The organism is Pseudomonas endophytica (assembly GCF_001411475.1).
GTDB lineage: Bacteria > Pseudomonadota > Gammaproteobacteria > Pseudomonadales > Pseudomonadaceae > Aquipseudomonas > Aquipseudomonas endophytica.
In genome coordinates this window covers 1-20,404 of the sequence record NZ_LLWH01000193.1, presented here as the reverse complement: position 1 = coordinate 20,404, position 20,404 = coordinate 1, and the positions used below count along the sequence as shown (strand labels likewise).

The 20,404-nt window shown below is 54.8% G+C and carries 20 protein-coding genes and 2 tRNA genes; 15 read left to right on the top strand and 7 right to left on the bottom strand.

Going from position 1 to position 20,404, the window contains the following annotated elements:
• The first annotated feature begins 1 nt into the window (after nt 1).
• From phrB to AQS70_RS17300, 3 genes are all read left to right on the top strand, one after another.
• Nucleotides 2-1,447 (top strand): deoxyribodipyrimidine photo-lyase, encoded by a 1,446-nt coding sequence (phrB, locus tag AQS70_RS17310; protein ID WP_055103978.1) that lies wholly within the window; start codon nt 2-4, stop codon nt 1,445-1,447.
• Nucleotides 1,440-2,210, top strand: coding sequence for an SDR family NAD(P)-dependent oxidoreductase (locus AQS70_RS17305; protein WP_055103977.1), 771 nt, complete (start codon nt 1,440-1,442; stop codon nt 2,208-2,210). Before phrB ends, AQS70_RS17305 begins: the two co-directional genes overlap by 8 nt.
• A gap of 68 nt (nt 2,211-2,278) precedes the next feature.
• Entirely contained in the window at nt 2,279-2,584 is a 306-nt protein-coding gene (locus tag AQS70_RS17300; protein ID WP_055103976.1) for a YkgJ family cysteine cluster protein, read from the top strand.
• Between the two features lie 116 nt (nt 2,585-2,700).
• Here AQS70_RS17300 and AQS70_RS17295 read toward each other — a convergent pair whose 3' ends face one another.
• The 6 genes from AQS70_RS17295 to hemA form a co-directional block, all read right to left on the bottom strand.
• On the bottom strand, nt 2,701-3,219 hold the full coding sequence (locus AQS70_RS17295; protein ID WP_055103975.1) for an acyloxyacyl hydrolase: 519 nt from the start codon (nt 3,217-3,219) through the stop codon (nt 2,701-2,703).
• A gap of 116 nt (nt 3,220-3,335) precedes the next feature.
• On the bottom strand, nt 3,336-4,127 hold the full coding sequence (gene murI, locus AQS70_RS17290) for a glutamate racemase (RefSeq protein ID WP_055103974.1): 792 nt from the start codon (nt 4,125-4,127) through the stop codon (nt 3,336-3,338).
• Nucleotides 4,120-4,875, bottom strand: a complete 756-nt coding sequence (locus AQS70_RS17285; RefSeq protein WP_055103973.1) for a molybdopterin-synthase adenylyltransferase MoeB — start codon at nt 4,873-4,875, stop codon at nt 4,120-4,122. Before AQS70_RS17285 ends, murI begins: the two co-directional genes overlap by 8 nt.
• Complete coding sequence (prmC, locus tag AQS70_RS17280) at nt 4,869-5,699, bottom strand: peptide chain release factor N(5)-glutamine methyltransferase (RefSeq protein WP_055103972.1); 831 nt, start codon at nt 5,697-5,699, stop codon at nt 4,869-4,871. Before prmC ends, AQS70_RS17285 begins: the two co-directional genes overlap by 7 nt.
• Complete coding sequence (gene prfA, locus AQS70_RS17275; protein ID WP_055103971.1) at nt 5,700-6,782, bottom strand: peptide chain release factor 1; 1,083 nt, start codon at nt 6,780-6,782, stop codon at nt 5,700-5,702.
• Nucleotides 6,782-8,068 (bottom strand): glutamyl-tRNA reductase, encoded by a 1,287-nt coding sequence (hemA, locus tag AQS70_RS17270; protein ID WP_055103970.1) that lies wholly within the window; start codon nt 8,066-8,068, stop codon nt 6,782-6,784. Before hemA ends, prfA begins: the two co-directional genes overlap by 1 nt.
• 222 nt (nt 8,069-8,290) lie before the next feature.
• Between hemA and AQS70_RS17265 the strand changes: the two genes are divergently transcribed.
• The 9 genes from AQS70_RS17265 to AQS70_RS17225 all read left to right on the top strand — a co-directional run bounded on the left by AQS70_RS17265 (nt 8,291) and on the right by AQS70_RS17225 (nt 16,260).
• Nucleotides 8,291-10,015, top strand: a complete 1,725-nt coding sequence (locus tag AQS70_RS17265; protein WP_055103969.1) for a tetratricopeptide repeat protein — start codon at nt 8,291-8,293, stop codon at nt 10,013-10,015.
• 3 nt (nt 10,016-10,018) lie between these two features.
• A complete protein-coding gene (gene lolB / locus AQS70_RS17260) occupies nt 10,019-10,645 on the top strand; it encodes a lipoprotein insertase outer membrane protein LolB (protein WP_055103968.1) in 627 nt (208 codons plus the stop codon).
• A 1-nt stretch (nt 10,646) separates the two neighbouring features.
• On the top strand, nt 10,647-11,522 hold the full coding sequence (gene ispE / locus AQS70_RS17255) for a 4-(cytidine 5'-diphospho)-2-C-methyl-D-erythritol kinase (RefSeq protein WP_055103967.1): 876 nt from the start codon (nt 10,647-10,649) through the stop codon (nt 11,520-11,522).
• Nucleotides 11,523-11,532: 10 nt separating this feature from the next.
• Nucleotides 11,533-11,607: transfer RNA gene (locus AQS70_RS17250), tRNA-Gln, on the top strand.
• Between the two features lie 45 nt (nt 11,608-11,652).
• Nucleotides 11,653-12,594 (top strand): ribose-phosphate pyrophosphokinase, encoded by a 942-nt coding sequence (locus AQS70_RS17245; protein WP_003208392.1) that lies wholly within the window; start codon nt 11,653-11,655, stop codon nt 12,592-12,594.
• A gap of 139 nt (nt 12,595-12,733) precedes the next feature.
• Complete coding sequence (locus AQS70_RS17240; RefSeq protein ID WP_055103966.1) at nt 12,734-13,324, top strand: 50S ribosomal protein L25/general stress protein Ctc; 591 nt, start codon at nt 12,734-12,736, stop codon at nt 13,322-13,324.
• A gap of 165 nt (nt 13,325-13,489) precedes the next feature.
• Complete coding sequence (pth, locus tag AQS70_RS17235) at nt 13,490-14,074, top strand: aminoacyl-tRNA hydrolase (protein WP_055103965.1); 585 nt, start codon at nt 13,490-13,492, stop codon at nt 14,072-14,074.
• 23 nt (nt 14,075-14,097) lie between these two features.
• Nucleotides 14,098-15,198: a redox-regulated ATPase YchF gene (gene ychF, locus AQS70_RS17230; RefSeq protein ID WP_055103964.1), complete on the top strand. Its 1,101-nt coding sequence runs from the start codon at nt 14,098-14,100 to the stop codon at nt 15,196-15,198.
• Between the two features lie 132 nt (nt 15,199-15,330).
• Nucleotides 15,331-16,260 carry an FUSC family protein gene (locus tag AQS70_RS17225; RefSeq protein ID WP_082428147.1) on the top strand — a complete coding sequence of 310 codons (930 nt, stop codon included), beginning with the start codon at nt 15,331-15,333 and terminating at the stop codon, nt 16,258-16,260.
• 244 nt (nt 16,261-16,504) lie between these two features.
• Here AQS70_RS17225 and AQS70_RS17220 read toward each other — a convergent pair whose 3' ends face one another.
• Nucleotides 16,505-17,722, bottom strand: a complete 1,218-nt coding sequence (locus AQS70_RS17220; RefSeq protein WP_082428146.1) for an MFS transporter — start codon at nt 17,720-17,722, stop codon at nt 16,505-16,507.
• Between the two features lie 170 nt (nt 17,723-17,892).
• Between AQS70_RS17220 and AQS70_RS17215 the strand changes: the two genes are divergently transcribed.
• From AQS70_RS17215 to AQS70_RS17205, 3 genes are all read left to right on the top strand, one after another.
• Nucleotides 17,893-17,969: transfer RNA gene (locus AQS70_RS17215), tRNA-Met, on the top strand.
• A gap of 506 nt (nt 17,970-18,475) precedes the next feature.
• A complete protein-coding gene (locus tag AQS70_RS17210; protein ID WP_055103984.1) occupies nt 18,476-19,630 on the top strand; it encodes a Fic family protein in 1,155 nt (384 codons plus the stop codon).
• A 503-nt stretch (nt 19,631-20,133) separates the two neighbouring features.
• Nucleotides 20,134-20,404, top strand: a 271-nt coding sequence (locus AQS70_RS17205) for a hypothetical protein (protein ID WP_055103963.1), incomplete at its 3' end; no start/stop codon positions are given.

Sequence of the window (20,404 nt, the reverse complement as noted above, 5' to 3'; positions counted from 1 at the left end):
CATGCAACTCTTGTGGCTACGTAGCGATTTGCGTCAACACGACAATACTGCTCTGAGTGCTGCCGCAGAGCGCGGGCCAACGGTGGCGGTGTATCTCATCAGCCCCGAGCAATGGTTGGCGCACGACGACGCACCGTGCAAAGTCGACTTTTGGCTGCGTAATTTGCGCACCTTAAGCGACGACCTGTCGCAGTTGAACATCCCGCTGCTTATTCGCACCGCTCCCACTTGGGCTGAAGCGCCCGCGGTGCTGCTGGAGTTATGCCAGCAACTGGGCATTAATGATGTTCACGTCAACGATGAATACGGCATTCACGAAACCCGCCGCGATCACGCAGTGGCCGACGCCCTTAAGGCCAAAGGCATTGGGTTTCACAGCTATCTGGACCAGTTATTGTTTGCACCTGGGAGCATCCTGACTCAGTCCGGCTCGTACTTTAAGGTGTTCAGCCAGTTCCGCAAAATCTGCTACAACCGACTGCACATGGCCTTACCGAAAATAGTTGCCGCGCCCACAGCGCAAGCAGCCTTGTCGATAAGTGGTGACAGCCTACCTGATGCCATTCCCGGTTTTGAGACACCTTCCCAGACACTGCGTGACCTTTGGCCAGCCGGTGAAGACCATGCCCAAGAGCGCTTAACGCGCTTTGCCAGCGAACAAATTCATTACTATCAGGACGAACGCGACTTACCTGCCAAGCCAGGGACCAGCCAAATTTCGGCTTATCTGGCGGCGGGCGTTCTCTCGCCCCGTCAGTGCCTGCATGCGGCGCTGAATAGCAACAGGGGCGAGTTTGAAAGCGGCAGCCCCGGCGTGTTCACGTGGATCAGCGAGCTTATTTGGCGCGAATTTTATAAACATATTTTGGTGGGTTTCCCCCGTGTGTGTCGCCACCGTGCATTTAAACCAGAAACCGAGTATTTGCCTTGGCGCGACGCCCCCTCTGAATTAGCGGCTTGGCAAGAAGGCCGTAGCGGGGTGCCCATTATCGACGCGGCCATTAAACAACTGCTGGCCACCGGTTGGATGCACAACCGTCTGCGGATGGTGGTGGCGATGTTCTTGACCAAAAATCTGCTCATCGACTGGCGCGAAGGCGAGCGCTTTTTTATGCGCCATTTGATTGATGGCGACCTTGCTGCCAACAACGGTGGCTGGCAGTGGAGCGCGTCAACCGGTACGGATTCGGTGCCGTATTTCAGAATTTTCAACCCGCTAAGCCAATCTGAGCGCTTCGATCCCGAAGGGCTTTTCATCAAACACTGGCTCCCGGAACTCGCCGCACTGAACAAAAAGGAAGTCCATAACCCTACGTCGGCTGGCGGTTTGTTTGGTGTTGCCGATTACCCAGCCCCGATTGTTGATCTGAAGAAAAGCCGTGAGCGCGCGCTGAGTGCCTTCAAAAACCTGCCTTCACGAGACATTCTTGAGGTGGTGCGTGATTGAAGGTCGGCGTATTTGGTTAACCGGCGCAAGCAGCGGTATTGGCGCGCACATGGCAAAAGAGCTGCTGCAAAACGGTGCCCATCTCGCATTGACCGCTCGTACGCTAGCGCCGTTGGTGAGGTTGTATGAACGCTACCCCGGCCAGGTTTTATTAGTGCCCGGCGACCTGACCGATCATGCGCAAGTGCGTGAAATAGGCATGACGATCGCTCAAACGTGGGGGGCGTTGGATACCGTCATCCTGAGTGCCGGGACCTGTGAATATGTCGACGTCCGTCAATTTGACGCCCGCGTGATCGAGCGCTCGGTGTGCACTAACTTGCTGGCCAACAGCTATTGCATTGAAAGCGCCTTGCCCTTACTACGCGCCGGACGAACACCGCACTTGGTAGGCGTTGTTAGCGCCATCACGGCAGCCCCGCAATCCCGAGCGCAAGCGTTTGGTGCGGCAAAATCCGGGCTGCGTTACTTGCTCGCATCGCTGCGAGTCGATCTGGCCGCCGAAAAGATTGATGTCACATTAGTTAGCCCCGGCTTCATTGATACTTCGCCAGCGACTCACAATGAGCATTCGGCGCAAGTCCACTGGCCCGCCTCCAAAGCCGCCTCCTATATTTGCCAGCAGTTGCAAAAGCGGCCACGGGAAATCGTGTTCCCAACACGGTTTTTAAAAGTACTTAATGTTTTGGCTAACCTGCCTAAACGCCTGCACATGGCGCTGACCAAGCGTCTTTCGCGCAGACCCGACGAGACTTCATCATGAGCGTAACCCTCGAGCGGTAAGTGTGCGGGGTTAGACCGAGTCGCGGCTCTGCCTTACACTGCGCGCCTATGACCAACATCCCCCTGACTGAAATTACCGAACCGGCCGTTAGTTGCTCGACATGTGCGGCCTGCTGCTGCCAACTTGAAGTGATGCTGATCACCGATACCGGCGTGCCCGAGCGCTTCATCGACAACGATGAGTGGGGCGGTGAGGTCATGCTAAGGCTGGATGATGGCTGGTGTGCGGCACTGGATCGCAACACCATGATGTGCACTATCTATGAACGACGTCCGCTGATTTGCCGAGAGTTCGAGATGGGAGACGTTGAATGCCTGAATGAACGCCAAGGTATTACAACCGCATATCGCTGATCGACACCTATTGCCTAGGGTTAACCCGACAACCCCGTAGGAGCTGCCGCAGGCTGCGATCTGTTGATCTTTAAAAACAAAAGATCGCAGCCTGCGGCAGCTCCTACTTAGCGTGTTTACAGCGGCATGCTGTAGTGCAATGCGTAACTCTCGACACCGTCGTTGGTGGTCGACAGCCCGGCATTGGAATAGTGAATCGCGCGGATCCCAACTTCATGCCCCCCCGCAAAACGCAGACCAAAACCTATGCGGTCTTCAAACTGGAAGGCGGTGCCTAATTTATTGCTTTCAACCTCGGTATGGCCAAACAGCGCCACCCCGATCCCGACTTCGACGTAAGGTTTAACCGTTTCTGCGGCAAACTCGTAGACCAAAACAGGCGAGAACGACAGGCTGTTGTTGGCAGAGGACTTGTCACCTTCCCAGTAGGTGTAAGCCCCGCTCCAGTAACCGGTCAAACGACCGACATCACTTTGCAGCCAGCTTTTGTCCCAGTTTGAATTCAAGCCCAAACGATAGGTCATCGTTGAGTCGCTGGTGTGCCCCACACCAAATTCGATCCCAGCCGCTTGCGCGGTAAAGCTGTATCCCAAAGCAGCCGATGCTAGCGCCACCAAGCCAATCACACGTCTCATATGAAAATCCTATTTTTGTATATGGATCTTAATTTTTATGCGCCTCATCAAGCTGATGAGTATGAATCTCCGGGCCTTCAGAAAGTTCAACCAACCGAATCGGCTCTGACGCTTTCTTACCGATCGAAGCTTCGCACAAGACCAGATTTATTCCACAACACATGTAGGATTTTTCTAAGAGAATCAGGAGACGCGCTGGTCCACAACTGAGTGTTGCTGGCTGGCCCTGCCGCCAACAGGTCGCGTTCATCTAATAAACGCTGGAGTTGACGGGCCACGGCGGCACCGGTGTCGATCAAAATGATCGAAGGCGGGAGCATTTGGCTGAGCAAAGGCTTGAGGAAAGGGTAATGCGTGCAACCCAAAATAATGGTGTCGCAGCCAGCGGCCAACAGCGGCTCGACGTAGCCGCGTAGCAATGTACGCAAGGTTTCACTGTGCAAATCGCCGGTTTCAATCAACTCAACCAGGCCGGGGCACGGCTGGGTGATGACCTTGATCGAACTGGCAAAACGGTCGAGCAATGCGGCGAACTTGGCACTTTGCAAGGTGCCGGTGGTGGCGAGTACACCGACCACACCACTGCGCGTGGCTGCGGCAGCCGGTTTAACCGCCGGTTCCATGCCAACCATGGGCCAGTCCGGGTAGCGTTGACGTAAATCTGCAACACCGGCCACGGTCGCGGTATTACACGCCAGCACTAACGCCTTGGCCCCTTCGCGCTGGAAAAACTCAGCAATAACGGCACAGCGCTCGCGGATGAACTCGGGGCTTTTTTCGCCATAGGGAATGTGCCCACAGTCGCCTACATAGAGCAGTGATTCGTTGGGCAATAACTGGTTAATCTCGCGTAAAACCGACAAGCCGCCGACGCCCGAATCAAACACACCAATAGGTGCTTCACTCATTGCCAGTACCACACACGCTGCACGCCGGGTCACGTTTGACCCGCAACTCGCGAAAACGCGTGCTAAGCGCATCGACTAACAACAGGCGACCGACCAAGGGTTCACCAAAGCCCACCAAGAGCTTAAGCGCCTCAAGCGCTTGCAAGCTGCCGACCAGCCCAACCAGCGGGCCGATGACTCCGGCCTCACTGCAGGTGAGTTCATCTTCGCTGCCGTGCCCGTATAAACAGTGGTAACACGGGCTGGCGGGCTGGCGGGAGTCAAACACCGACAACTGTCCTTCAAGGCGAATAGCCGCACCACTGACCAACGGCTTGCGGGCCATGACACACGCACGGTTGACGGCTTCACGGGTGGCAAAGTTGTCACAGCAGTCGAGCACGACATCCACCGCCGACACCGCCTCGGCCAGCGAGTCGGCATCCAGCGCCGCGCGATAACCGACCAGTTTTATATCCGGGTTGAGCAAGCGGAGTCGGTGCAGGGCGGAGTCGACTTTGCTTTCACCAACAGTGGCGGTGTCATGAATGATCTGACGTTGCAGGTTGGTCACATCGACGCTGTCGAAGTCCGCCACGTGCAACTCACCAACGCCCGCCGCCGCAAGGTAGAGCGCCACCGGCGAGCCCAGACCACCGAGGCCGATAATCAGTGCGCGGCTGTTTTTCAGGGTGAGCTGACCTTCAATATCAACCTGTTGCAACAGGATCTGTCGGCTATAACGCAACAGCTCCTGATCGCTCAGCACAGTAGGCGACCCAAGGTAATACGCTCGTGAGCGCCTAAGTCTTTACGGCTTTCGACCTGCTCAAAGCCTGCGCTTTGCAGCAACTCGCGCACCGCGGCGGCTTGGTCATAGCCGTGTTCAAGCATCAACCAGCCCGCGGCATTCAAATGTTGGGGCGCTTGGGCAATGATGTCGCGAATATCATCCAACCCATCAGCGCCCGCAACCAAGGCACTTTCTGGCTCAAAGCGTACGTCGCCTTCAGCCAGGTGCACGTCGCCAACTGCGATATAAGGCGGGTTGCTGATGATCAAGTCAAAACGCTGACCGGCCAAGGCACTGAACCAATGGCTGCATAAAACGCTGACGTTCTCTAGCTGTAAACGCTCACGGTTACGCGCTGCAAGTGCCACCGCTTCGGGGATGCGATCTACAGCCGTGACCTGCCAATTAGCACGCTCGCTGGCCAATGCCAGAGCAATCGCCCCGCTGCCCGTGCCTAGATCCAAAACCTTGGCTGGGGTATTGGGCAGCAACGCCAGTGCCGTTTCGACCAGTAGTTCGGTGTCCGGGCGTGGGATCAGCGTATGCGGCGCAACTTCCAAATCCAGTTTCCAAAATCCTTGCTGGCCTAATATGTAAGCGACAGGCTCACCCCCACGACGACGTGCGAGGAACTCGGCAAACGTCGACGCGGCTTCGCTGCTGACAATTTTCTCGGGCCAGGTGTGCAGATAACTGCGCGGTTTATCCAGCGACGCCGCTAGCAACAACTCAGCATCAAGGCGGGCCGTCGGCGAGTCAGGCAAGTGGGCTGCACGTAACAAGCTGGCAATAATGGTCATTTACTCACCCAAGGCTGTCAGTTGGTCAGCCTGAAATTCTGCTAACAACGGCTCAATAACGGCATCGACACCGCCCGCCAATACGTCATCCAGTGAGTACAAGGTCAAGTTGACACGGTGGTCGGTGACTCGGCCTTGTGCAAAGTTGTAAGTGCGAATGCGCTCGGAACGATCCCCAGAGCCCACCAGCAGCTTGCGTTCGCTGGCAATGGCATTGGCGGCGGCGGTGGTTTGCTGGTCATTCAATTTAGCTGAAAGCCATGACATCGCCCGCGCTCGGTTTTTATGCTGCGACCGCTCTTCTTGGCACTCGACCACAATACCTGTCGGCAAGTGAGTGATACGAATGGCGGAGTCGGTTTTGTTAACGTGCTGCCCACCCGCCCCCGAAGAGCGATAGGTATCGACGCGTAAATCGGCCGGGTTGATCTCGATGGTTTCTTGCTCGTCCGGCTCAGGCAATACGGCAACGGTGCAAGCGGAGGTATGGATGCGGCCCTGAGACTCTGTTGCCGGTACACGCTGCACACGATGTGCGCCCGACTCAAATTTCAGCTTGCCGTACACGTTCTCGCCTTCGACGCGGGCAATAACTTCTTTATAGCCGCCATGCTCACCGATGTTTTCGGACAAAATCTCGACCCTCCAGCCACGCCGCTCGGCATAGCGCGAGTACATACGAAACAGGTCGCCCGCAAAAATAGCCGCCTCATCGCCGCCAGTGCCTGCGCGAATCTCGAGAAAGACGTTGCGCCCGTCATTTGGGTCTTTAGGCAGAAGCATGCGTTGCAGGTCTTTTTCCAGCTCAATCAGCCGTTCTTTGGCCTCACGCACCTCTTCAACTGCCATTTCGCGCATGTCTGGGTCGTTGTCTTTGAGCAGCGCTTGCGCGCCTTCGAGATCGACCTGCACTTTATTCCACTGCGCGTAGGTGGCGACAATGGGCTCAACCTCCGAGTACTCCTTGGAGTAAGCGCGGAATTTAGTTTGATCAGAAATGATCTCGCCATCGCCAAGCAAGGCGGTCAGTTCTTCAAAACGATCCTGGAGGATGTCCAGCTTATTCAGCAGTGACGCTTTCATTACAGTTTTTTATCCGCAGAGCTATCCGATGAGCCCTCACCGAGGGCAAAAAGTTCTTGGGCCATGGCCAGCGCATCGAGGCGGCCTTCGGCGGAAAGCTTTTTAAGCTGCACACTGGGGGCGTGAAGCAATTTATTGGTTAAACCACGCGCCAGTTGGGCCAGCACGTCTTGCGCGTCGACGCCATTGGCCATCATCCGCAACGCTTTTTGCAACTCTTCATCACGTAAACGCTCGCCTTGTTGGCGATAGGCTTTGAGTACATCAACGGCTGCCAATTCACGCAAACGCACCATAAAGTCTTCAGCACCCACGCTGACCAACTCTTCGGCGGCTTGGGCAGCGCCTTGGCGACTCTTAAGGTTTTCAGCCACCACTTCGTGCAAGTCATCGACGGTATAGAGGTAAACGTCGTCCAACTCGCCGACTTCGGGTTCGATATCGCGAGGAACTGCAATATCAACCATGAAAATGGGCTTGTGCTTGCGCAGTTTCAAGGCGCTTTCTACCGCCCCTTTGCCCAAAATTGGCAATTGACTCGCAGTGGAGCTGATCACGATATCGCTGTGCACCAATTCTTGAGGAATATCTGACAACAACACGGCGTGTGCACCGAACTGCTCGGCCAAACTGCTGGCACGCTCTAATGTGCGGTTAGCCACCACGATGCGCTTTACCCCCAGATCATGAAGATGACGAGCCACCAAGGTGATGGTTTCCCCTGCCCCGATCAACAACGCTTGGCTGCGTTGCAGGTCACTGAAGATCTGCTTGGCCAGGCTCACGGCGGCAAACGCCACCGATACTGGGTTTTCACCAATCGCCGTGTCAGTGCGCACCTGTTTGGCTGAGTTGAACGTGGCCTGAAACAGACGCCCCAGCAGCGGCCCGACGGTGCCCGCCTCACGCGCGACAGCATAGGCAGATTTCATCTGACCGAGAATTTGCGGTTCGCCCAACACCAGCGAATCGAGCCCGGAGGCCACGCGCATCATGTGACGAACGGCCGCATCATCTTCGTGGACATATGCACACGCACGCAGCTCTTCAAGGCTCAGATCGTGATAATCGGCCAGCCATTTCAAGACAACGTCGGCGCCCAACGTGTCCTGCTCAAGATAAAGCTCGCTGCGATTGCAGGTCGAGAGGATCGCAGCTTCGCGACTGTCGGTGAGGCGGCAGAGTTGCTGCAAGGCTTCAACCAACTGCTCTGGAGTAAATGCCACGCGCTCGCGGACGTCTACTGAAGCAGTCTTGTGGTTAATACCGAGTGCGAGGAAGGCCATTCAAGATCGCTGATGATGACGAGAAGCCGGCAATTGTCCTACTTCGTCTGATTCAGAACAACCATTGCTGACTATTGTCTCTATAGTTAACGTCTGTTGAACTCATCTTCCCTAGGGTCATCAGAGCTTTATAGAGCTTCTATCGTTAGTCGCACCTGTTATGGTTTGCTCCATTGCATGTGTCATGATGCCCAGACCGCAGGTAAGTCGCCTTTCTCTTATATGAATAGATCCTCCGCGTTGCTCCTTGCTCTCGTCCTTCTCAGTGGCTGCCAAGCTATGGCGCCCAAACCCGTGGATGATCCATCCACGGCTGAAGACGTTACCTCCGCCCCGGAAAAACCCACGGTCTATGGCTCGTTCAGCGAAGAAACGCTGTACAGCCTGCTGAGCGCGGAGTTGGCCGGCCAACGCAATCGCTTAGACATAGCCCTCGATAACTACGTAACACAGGCGATTAACACCCAAGATCCAGGGGTGGCCGAACGCGCCTTTCGCATCGCTGAATACTTGGGCGCCGATCAGGCAGCGCTCGATACCGTGATGATCTGGGCTAGAAACGCACCGGACGACCTTGACGCACAACGCGCAGCTGCCATTCAACTGGCACGCGAGGGTCGCTATGACGATTCCATGGCGTACATGGAAAAAGTCCTGCAAGCCAAAGGCGACACGCACTTTGACTTTTTAGCCTTGTCGGCCCTCGAAACAGATCCCGACACCCGTGCGGCCCTTCAAAAGAGCTTTGATCGCCTGCTGGTGAGGCACCCGGACAACGACCAACTGATTTTCGGCAAAGCTTTATTAATGCAGCAAGACGATGACGCGGCCGGAGCGCTGAAGCTGCTAGAGAACAACCCACCACATGACGGCGAAATAGCGCCAATCATGCTGCGTGCGCGCCTGCTGCAAAGCCTTAATCGCGGCGATGAGGCGCTACCGCTGCTGCAAAAGACCCTGCGCGAAAACCCTGACGACAAACGGTTGGGCCTGACCTACGCACGTACGCTGGTCGAGCAAAATCGGATTGAGCAGGCAAAAACGCAGTTTGCCAGCTTGGTCCAGCAATACCCTGAAGACGATGAGCTGCGTTTTTCCTTGGCGCTCGTGTGCCTTGAGCTTAAGTCTTGGGACGAAGCTGAAGGCTATCTGCAAGAGCTGATTGATCGCGACAGCCATGTCGACGCGGCGCACTTGAACTTGGGCCGCATAGCTGAAGAGCGCAACGACCCACAAGGTGCACTGATTGAGTACGCGCTGGTAGGCCCCGGCAATGACTACTTACCGGCACAACTGCGTCAAGCAGACATATTGATCAGCCATGGCCGTGGCGCAGAGGCTTCGCAAAAATTAGCCGCGTCCCGTGATGCGCAGCCCGATTATGCGATCCAGTTGTACTTGATCGAAGCGGAAACGCTGTCAGCGAATAATCAGACCGATCGCGCTTGGAGTGTTTTGCAACAAGCGGTTAAGCAATATCCAGACGACTCGAACCTGCTGTATTCACGCGCCATGCTGGCCGAAAAACGCAACGACCTTGCCCACATGGAGGCCGATTTGCGCACGATTATCCAGCGTGAGCCTGACAACGCCATGGCCTTGAACGCACTGGGCTACACACTATCGGATCGCACCACCCGTTTTGAGGAAGCCAAAGCGCTTATCCAACAAGCCTATGACCTGAACCCCGAAGACCCGGCTGTACTCGACAGTTTAGGCTGGGTGAACTTCCGCTTGGGCAACCTGCCCGAGGCCGAGCGCTTGCTACGCCAAGCACTGGTTCGCTTCCCCGACCAAGAAGTGGCTGCGCATTTAGGCGAAGTATTGTGGGCCAGCGGCAAACAGCGTGAAGCCAAAAAAATCTGGGGGCAGTTCCTTAAAGAAAACCCTGACAGCCCTCTCCTGCGCAAAACCGTTTTGCGCCTGACCGGATCCGAGACGCCATAAATTATGTTTTTTCGTTCTATACGCCATCTTATTGCCTTAAGCCTGATTGCCTTGCTCGCCGGCTGCGCGGGCTTCAGTGCTCGCGAATCGGTCGAAGGCCACGGCAGCCCTGCCTTGTGGTCACAACACAAACAGCAACTGACCGCCCTCGACGGCTGGCAAATTAACGGCAAAGTCGGCATACGCGCCCCTCGTGACTCGGGCAGCGCGACACTGTTTTGGCTGCAACGCCAGGATTACTACGACATTCGACTCTCAGGCCCCTTGGGCCGCGGGGCCGCTCGCCTAACGGGTCGCCCTGGCAATGTCAGCCTCGAAGTGGCCAACCAAGGTCGCTATGAAGCCACCAGCCCGGAGCAATTGCTGGGCGAACAGTTGGGCTGGAGCTTGCCGGTGTCTCATTTAGTCTGGTGGGTACGTGGGCTGCCCGCTCCTGATAGCAAAAGCCGCGTAACCCTGAATGCCGATAGCCGACTGGCCAGCCTAGAACAGGATGGTTGGCAGATCGAATACCTGAGTTACATCGAGCAAAACGGTTTTTGGCTGCCTGAACGCGTCAAACTGCATGGCAAGGATTTGGACGTCACGCTGGTCGTGAAAGATTGGCAGCCGCGTCAGTTGGGAAAATAAGATGCAAAAAGATGCGTTGGTTCTGCCCTCCCCGGCAAAACTTAATTTGATGCTGCACATTCTGGGCCGTCGCGAAGACGGCTATCACGAGTTGCAAACCCTGTTTCAATTTCTCGACTACGGCGATGAAATGACCTTCGCCGTGCGCGATGACGGGGTTATTTGCCTGCACACCGAGTTCCCCGGCGTGGCGCATGACGCCAACTTGATCGTCAAAGCAGCAAAAAAACTCCAGCAACACGCCAACTGCTCGCTGGGGATTGATATTTGGATCAAAAAGATATTGCCCATGGGCGGCGGGATTGGCGGCGGCAGTTCAAATGCAGCCACCACGTTGCTGGGCCTCAATCACCTTTGGCAATTGGGATGGGCTGAAGACCAGTTGGCAACTTTGGGCCTGAGCTTGGGCGCAGACGTTCCGGTTTTTGTCCGCGGGCACGCTGCTTTCGCAGAAGGAGTCGGCGAGATTCTTACACCCGTAGATCCAGAAGAACCTTGGTACGTGGTTCTTGTACCGCAAGTCTCTGTAAGCACAGCAGAAATATTTTCAGATCCATTGTTGACACGTGACTCTTTGCCCATTAAAGTGCGCCCCGTTCCCAAGGGAAACAGCCGAAACGACTGCGAAGCAGTGGTGAAGGAGCGTTATCCAGAAGTACGTAACGCTTTGAATTTGTTAGGTAAATATACCGAAGCAAAATTAACTGGAACTGGAAGTTGTATATTTGGGGCCTTCCCAAACGAAGCAAGTGCTGATAAAGTGCTGCACCTTCTAACAGAGACCCTTACAGGGTTTGTAGCTAAAGGAAGCAACGTTTCGATGTTGCACCGCACACTACAAGATCTGTCAAAGGAAACGGGTACACGGTACTCGTAGCAACAGATACAGGGGCGTCGCCAAGCGGTAAGGCAGCAGGTTTTGATCCTGCCATGCGTTGGTTCGAATCCAGCCGCCCCTGCCATTTCTTATACTCATCCAGGTTACCCTCAGCCTTCAGGTACTGCGCGTGTCCAAGATGATGGTCTTTACGGGGAACGCTAACCCCGATCTGGCTCGGCGTGTTGTACGTCAGCTGCATATCCCTCTCGGTGACATTTCTGTCGGTAAGTTTTCCGACGGCGAGATTACCGCTGAGATCAATGAAAATGTTCGCGGTAAAGACGTTTTCATTATTCAGCCGACTTGCGCTCCGACCAACGATAACCTGATGGAACTCGTCGTGATGGCAGATGCCTTCCGCCGTTCCTCAGCGACTCGTATTACTGCTGTTATTCCTTACTTTGGTTATGCCCGTCAGGATCGCCGTCCGCGTTCCGCACGTGTGGCTATCAGCGCAAAAGTTGTTGCTGACATGCTTACCGTAGTCGGCATCGACCGTGTTCTCACGGTTGATTTGCATGCTGACCAAATTCAGGGCTTCTTCGATATTCCTGTAGATAACATCTACGGCTCCCCAGTATTGGTGGATGACATCGAAGATCAGCGCTTCGAAAACCTTATGATTGTGTCCCCGGATATCGGCGGCGTCGTGCGTGCACGTGCTGTTGCTAAATCCTTGGGTGTCGATCTGGGGATCATCGACAAACGCCGTGAGAAAGCCAATCACTCAGAAGTGATGCATATCATCGGTGATGTCGAAGGGCGTACCTGTATTTTGGTTGACGACATGGTCGATACCGCCGGCACGTTGTGCCATGCGGCTAAAGCCTTGAAAGAGCATGGCGCTGCCAAAGTGTTCGCCTACTGCACACACCCTGTGCTGTCGGGTCGAGCAATCGAGAATATCGAAAATTCCATGCTGGACGAGCTGGTGGTGACTAACACCATTCCGCTGTCCGCAGCCGCACAAGCCTGTTCGCGTATCCGTCAATTGGATATCGCACCGGTTGTGGCTGAAGCGGTTCGCCGCATCAGCAACGAAGAATCGATCAGCGCGATGTTCCGCTAAGGGCCATGCCCTTCGCAGATATCCGCTGACGAAAAGCGCCCCGCCCCAACACCCTGTTGGGGCGGGGCTTTTTTGCCCATACCGTCCATAGCGCTGGTCGCAAACGCTAGGTCGGTTGTGGTTATTTTGGAGATACAACATGAACGATTTTACTCTGAATGCTGAAGCGCGTTCCGACCTGGGGAAAGGTGCGAGCCGCCGCCTGCGTCGTCTCGCAAACCTGGTTCCAGCTGTAGTTTACGGTGGCGACAAAGCCCCTGAATCCATCAGCCTGCTGGCCAAAGAAGTTGCCAAACTGCTCGAAAACGACGCTGCTTACAGCCACGTTATCGAACTGACCGTTGGCGGAACCAAGCAAAACGTAATCATCAAAGCTCTGCAACGTCACCCGGCTAAAGGCCACGTGATGCACGCTGACTTCGTACGCGTTGTTGCGGGTCAAAAGCTGACTGCAATCGTTCCAGTTCACTTCATCGGTGAAGCTGCTCCGGTTAAGAAAGGCGGCGAGATTTCCCACGTTATCTCGGAAATCGAAGTTTCTTGCCTGCCAAAAGATCTGCCTGAATTCATCGAAGTTGATTTGGCTAACACCGTAATCGGCTCGATCATTCACCTGTCGGACCTCACCGCTCCTAAAGGCGTTGAGTTCGTAGCTCTGGCACACGGTAACGACTTGGCAGTAGCCAACGTTCACGCTCCACGTGTTGCACCAGAAGAAGACGCTGAGTAATTCATTACTCTGTCGTTGGAGTTTTGAGAAACATCGCGAGCTAACACGCAGCGAGTAAAGCGGACAAGATCGCGAAGTTTACTCACGTAAACCCGCTTTTTTGTCTGTTCTCGCCGCTACTGTCAGCGGCGATGTTATCCACAACTCTATAGAAGGGCCCTTGTCGTGACCGCCATAAAACTGATCGTTGGCCTGGGAAATCCAGGCACCGAATACGAACAGACCCGGCATAACGCAGGGGCCCTTTTTGTTGAGCGTCTCGCGGCAGCAAATGGGATTAACCTGGTTGCTGATCGTAAATATTTTGGTCTGACCGGGCGTTTTAGCCATCAGGGTCAGGATGTTCGTCTGTTGATTCCCACCACCTATATGAACCGAAGCGGCCAAGCCGTTGCGGCACTTGCCGGTTTTTATCGCATTGCGCCGGAATCCATATTGGTGGCCCACGACGAACTCGATCTCCCACCGGGCGTTGCCAAGCTTAAGCTGGGCGGCGGCCATGGAGGTCATAACGGGTTGCGTGACATCATCGCGCAATTGGGAAACAACAATAATTTTTACCGTCTGCGGCTCGGCATTGGCCACCCAGGCGTCGCGAGCATGGTGTCCAACTTTGTTCTGGGTCGTGCGCCACGCGCCGAACAGGAAAAACTGGACGCCAGCATCGACTTTGCCCTCGGCGTGCTGCCGGATATCTTCGCCGGTGAATGGAACCGTGCGATGAAAAACCTGCACAGCCAGAAGGCCTGACTCTTTTTGCGAGGGGAAATACCATGGGATTTAACTGCGGCATCGTCGGCCTGCCTAACGTCGGCAAGTCCACCCTGTTCAACGCCCTGACCAAATCCGGCATTGCGGCTGAGAACTTCCCCTTCTGCACGATCGAGCCGAACACCGGCATCGTGCCGATGCCCGATCCACGTCTAGCAGCGCTGGCCGAAATCGTTAAGCCAAACCGCATCTTGCCGACCACGATGGAGTTCGTTGACATCGCGGGCCTGGTCGCTGGCGCGTCGAAAGGCGAAGGCTTGGGCAACAAGTTTTTGGCCAACATCCGTGAAACCGATGCTATCGCTCACGTGGTTCGCTGCTTTGAAGACGAAAACGTGATCCACGTTGCCAGCAGCGTTGACCCTAAGCGCGACATCGAGATCATCGACCTTGAGCTGATCTTCGCTGACCTCGACAGCTGCGAAAAACAACTGCAAAAAGTCGCTCGCAACGCTAAAGGCGGTGACAAAGAAGCAGTAGTTCAAAAAGCCCTGCTGGAACAGTTGATAGCACACTTCACCCTAGGCAAGCCTGCTCGCAGCCTGATCAAAAACATGGATGCCGATGAGAAGCAAGTCATCAAAGGCTTCCACTTGCTGACTACCAAGCCGGTGATGTACATCGCCAACGTGGCTGAAGACGGTTTTGAAAACAACCCGCTTCTCGACGTGGTGAAAGCCATTGCAGAAGAAGAAGGCGCGACGGTTGTTCCGGTGTGCAACAAGATCGAGGCTGAAATTGCCGAGCTTGATGACGGCGAAGAAAAGGACATGTTCCTCGAAGCGCTGGGCCTTGAAGAACCAGGTCTGAACCGGGTGATCCGTGCCGGTTATGAAATGCTGAACCTGCAAACCTACTTCACCGCTGGCGTTCAAGAAGTCCGCGCTTGGACCGTTAAAGTCGGCGCCACCGCCCCACAAGCAGCTGGCGTGATCCACACCGACTTCGAAAAAGGCTTCATCCGCGCCGAAGTGGTCGCGTATGACGACTTCATTCAGTTCAAGGGTGAAGCAGGTGCAAAAGAGGCCGGTAAATGGCGTCTGGAAGGCAAGGAATACATCGTCAAAGACGGCGACGTTCTGCACTTCCGCTTTAACGTGTAAAACAACACACGTCTAAAAACCGCGCCTCGGCGCGGTTTTTTTTGGCGGGTGTTCTCACCGGGGCAACTACCCTGTCAGGCAAACAGTCTATGGTTAGTGCATAACTTTAAGACTGAATGACCGGGAGTCGTAATGCTGTCCAAGGTATTCATCAATCGCTTCACCCTCCCACTGATTGAGCGGGTCAAATTTCGCTGGACCACCGCTTGGCGCGATGCGCTGGCCTCTGCAATTGCAGCTGCCTTGGCATGGATTCTTGCCAAACATTTGTTCGGACACGAGCACCCCGTCTTCGCAGCCATCAGCGCCATCGTTTGCCTTGCGCCCGGCCTGCCGAGCCATGGCAAGCAAGCGATCGGTTTAATGGTCGGCGTCGCGACCGGAATTATCATTGGCGAAGCCGCGCTGTGGTTGCCGGATGGTTACCCGCTAGTACGAATCGGCTTTGCCTCGTTTTCGGCCATTGCGATTGCGGCGTTATACGGCCTAGCCCCCGTCGTCCCGATTCAGGCAGGCGTGTCCGCCGTATTAATGCTGGCCGTCGGTCCCGAGAGCGCGGGCGTGGTGCGTATGCTGGATGTAGTGGTCGGCGCCGGTGTGGGGTTGACGTTCAGCCAGATCCTGCTAACCCCCAACCCCATTGGCATCATTGATGACTCAGCCAAGGGCTTACTGGAAAAACTCGCCAAAGGGTTCAGCCAAAGCCTTAAGGCACTTGAAGAGAACAATGCAAAAAGTGCGCAGCACGTCGTGCTGATCTTTTCAGGCGCTCATGACAGCCTCATCACCCTAGAGAACGGCATTGCCAGTGCACGCAATACCGCGCGCTGGACACTGCGTGGTCGATTTGCATCACGAGAAGTCAAAGACATTGCCAGTCGTTACGAACGCCATGCTGTGCGCTTGTATGCCAGCGCCCTGCTGTTCTCTGAAGCCTTCGCTGATGCCCTGCGTAAAGAGCAAGGCCCGCCACCCGCCTCGCTGCACGAGCGACTGGCGAGCATTGCCTCAGACTGCGCGGCGATTACCAGCAACGATGAAAAACCGATATTGGCGCGCTAGCGCACAGAGTGATGGCAAACAACGCACCGACAAATGACCGCGCCCTGATCATTAATAGATCGCAGCCTACGCAAAGCAAAAGCCGCAACCGCAGAAAAAAGACCACAACGATGGACTGTAGGAGCTGCCGAAGGCTGCGATCTTTTGACCTTTAACAGATCGCAGCCTACGGCAGCTCCTACGCAAAGCAGAAGCTATAACCGCAGAAAAAGACCATAACGACGGACTGCGATCTTTTGATCGTTTATACCTTCTTGGTCCGTGGCAAAAAGATCGCCAGCAGGCCAAACAGCGGTAAATACGAACACAGCTTGTAGACATATTCGATCCCGTGAATATCCGCCAAATGCCCAAGCAATGCCGCGCCTATCCCGCCAAAGCCGAACATCAAACCAAAGAAGATACCGGCAATCATGCCCACGTTCCCCGGCACCAGTTCTTGGGCATACACCACAATCGCCGAAAACGCCGACGCCAAAATAAAACCGATAACGACGCTGAGTATGCTGGTCCAGAAAAGGTCGGCATACGGCAGCAGCAAGGTGAACGGCGCCACACCTAGAATCGAGAACCAGATCACCGCCTTACGCCCGATGCGATCGCCAATCGGCCCACCAAAAAAGGTGCCCGCCGCCACCGCGCCGAGGAATAAGAACAAGTACATCTGCGAGTTGGCGATGGAGACATCGAACTTCTCAATCAGGAAGAAGGTGTAGTAACTGGTCAAACTGGCCATGTAGAAATACTTGGAGAACACCAGCAAGCCCAGCACCACTAAAGCGCTAATCACGCGCCGCTTCGTTAGACCATGGGTCGCCTTCTGACCGGCCTTGAGCTTGAACAGGTTCAAGTGATTGCGATACCAACGGCTAATCACATACAACAACCCTATGGCGAACAGCGCAAACAAACCGAACCACGCGACGTTACCCTGACCATAGGGAATGATGATAGAGGCTGCCAGCAACGGCCCAAAGGCCGAGCCCGCATTACCGCCCACTTGAAACGTCGACTGTGCAAAACCATATCGCCCACCCGAAGCCAGCCTCGCCACCCGAGAGGCTTCGGGGTGAAAGGTCGACGAACCGATCCCGACCAACGCGGCCGCCAGCAAAATCAGCGGGAAACTGCCGACTTGAGACAACATCAGAATCCCGATCAGCGTACACACTGAACCTGCGGGCAGTAGTAACGGATTTGGATGACGGTCAGTGTAGTAACCGACCCACGGCTGTAACAGCGACGCAGTGAGTTGAAAGGTCAGGGTAATCAGACCGATCTGAGTGAAGGTCAGATCGTACTTATCTTTGAGTAAAGGATAGATCGACGGTAAGACCGCCTGAATCAGGTCATTGATCAAATGCGCTAACGCCACCGCGCCAATAATGCGCAAGACTAACGGGCTGGTTTGGGGCATTTGCAGATCAGGCGTTGTTTTTATTTGAGCGTTGCTAACAGCCATAAAGGTTTCCAGACAACAGATGAATGCACAGGCAGGTTCGCCAATGTGCCACTTTTTAACAAGATATTGCCATTCAAAGCCTAAGAAACCTTAAGCGTTTGATAGCGCAGAGAAAATTTTCAGATATTTGCTTGACACACCCCCCTTACGAGGGAATAATGCGCGCCATCGGCTACATAGCTCAGTTGGTTAGAGCATAGCATTCATAATGCTGGGGTCCGGGGTTCAAGTCCCTGTGTAGCCACCAAACACGGTTTCACCACATCGCAAGATGAAATGAAACCAACGAGAAAGCCCGCCTAGTGCGGGCTTTTTTGTGTCTGGGTGTTTCTCCTTACCTCCCCCTAGTCCTTGCGTTCGTATATCCGTGTGTGTAACCGCTTCCAGCGTGAGCCAAGGCACGTAATCAGGGAAATGCGCTTGCAGGCGGCAAGTGTAACTGCCGAGATCTCGGTAGTTTTCAAGTACCTGCCATATCCGAATGGCAGGTCAGCCATTGCTGTTTACCTTGAAGGCTGGCGCCGATTACGACGCTCGGTGGCGTCATCATTCCAAGGTACTGAAAGCGCGCCCTAGCCGTAGAAACCCCGCTAACTACCGAAATTTCTCACTTAATCATTACTCATTTTTTGAGTTAGCTTGAGGCTCAATTCCAGATAATATTTAGCGGATGCTAAGCGAACACCTGTAATTACGGTGGTTTTCTTGGGTGTTTTCAAGATAATTTTTAGGCCGGCTGAGATATTTTTCTATATGCCTACATTTGCCCACCACGACCTTGAGCTTCTCAACCCCTCCTTCGACTCGGACCTAGTGGATGTACTGAGCGAGCTGGAGCATCTGCGTCGTCTAAGACTTGAAGGCGATACTCCGCCGCAGGTGTTCTACCAACTCAAGTCGCTTTTCCATGTGTTGGAAAGCCTCGGTTCTGCGCGGATAGAAGGCAACCACACTACTTTGGCGGACTACATAGATAGCAAGGTAGAAGGTAAGGCCCAGGACACGGATCAGTTGCGCGAAATTGCCAATATTGAAAAGGCAATGGATTACCTTGAGCAGATCATGACGCCGGGCGCTGCGCTTACCGAGCAGACGATTCGGGAGCTACACGCGATGACCGTAGAGGATCTGGTTCGTGAAGGCGACAAGACGCCAGGAGCCTATCGCAGCGGGGGTGTCAGCCTATCCCAGTCTGATCACCTACCACCCGACTTCATCCAGGTTCAGGCATATATGCAGGAACTTGTCGAATTCGTGAATCACGAAGACTCCCCAAAATATGACCTCATGAAGGTCGCACTCGCTCATCACAGATTTGGATGGATACATCCATTCGGCAATGGCAACGGTCGTGTGGTCAGGCTACTGACCTACGCACTCCTGATGAAATATGGTTTCAACGTCAGCACGGGAGGCCGCGTCCTAAATCCTACGGCCGTATTCTGTAATGATCGTGAGCGCTATTACGCAATGCTGGCCACCGCCGACAAAGGAACGAAGGAAGGGCTAGAGGAGTGGTGTACCTATGTTCTGGAAGGCATTCGTACTGAACTGGAGAAAGTCGATCGCCTCACGGACTACGCCTATCTGACCAAATGCATACTCGCCCCTGCTGTGGCCTTCGCACGGGAGCGAGAATGGATCACTGAGACGGAAGAGGTCGTGCTCTGGGCCGCAATAAAATTGAAGGTCGTGAAATCTGCGGATGTAGCAGCGGTACTCCCTCGGCAGTCGAGTAATCAACGGACTTATCTGATCAAAAAACTGGTAGACCAAGGGATGCTTTTACCGCTGAGCGCAGGCGCGAGGCAGTACACAATCGGATTTTCTAATAACTATCTAATTCGAGGTGTGATCAAGTCACTCAGGGAGCAAGGGTTCATACCTGAGCCGCTGGAAAAACCATAAGCTGAGCCTGGAGCAACTTGATGACGCTACTCTGAGCCGGGAGTGGTGTTGAAACAGGGAAAAAACGCCTAGTGCGGGCTTTTTTGTGTCTGTCGATAAATGCCCCTGTAGTCGCTGACAACGAACGAAGGCTGCGGTGGATTGGGCAGCGACCCCGTGTCGCGCCTTCAAAATCATCCATTTCGTACGACGCTTCTCTTTCAATCCGGTGAAACATCCTAGAAACTTCCGTTCGCTTGTGCTTGTGCAATTCGGGGAATAGTCTCGGCCCATCGCTGCAAAAACAGCGGTCGGGTTTAGTCGCCCGTCCCGTCACACGGCGCAAGGCGCCACCTCCGCGAGGCGTTTTTTTTCGGCCTGCGTTTTTATGGTGGCCGTGCGCAGGGCGCCCTTGTGGCGCGCCGGGTTCCGTCATTTCCGGTCTACTAACCTGCGCATGGCTGCCACCCCTTCGTTTAGTAGCGATAGGTGACAGCTCCTTAAACAATGATGGAGTTGTACCCATGAAAAAAATTGTCCCCGATCCACCTGCTCTCCCCCTGCAAGTTGCTGCTCAGTGCGATGCCTTATCGTTAGACCGTGCGGCCACTGATCGCGCCCTCAATTACTACCTGCAAGACCATAAGCCTCCACGGCACGTGGATCTGGCCACGTATGCCATCCCGGACAGCGTCAATTTAGAAGCGGCTTTGGCCCAAGCGTCAGACTTGTTGCGCTGCGCGGGTGCTTCGGCGAGTGAGGCGGGGAATGGCTTGAGCGGGCATGCGCGCCACC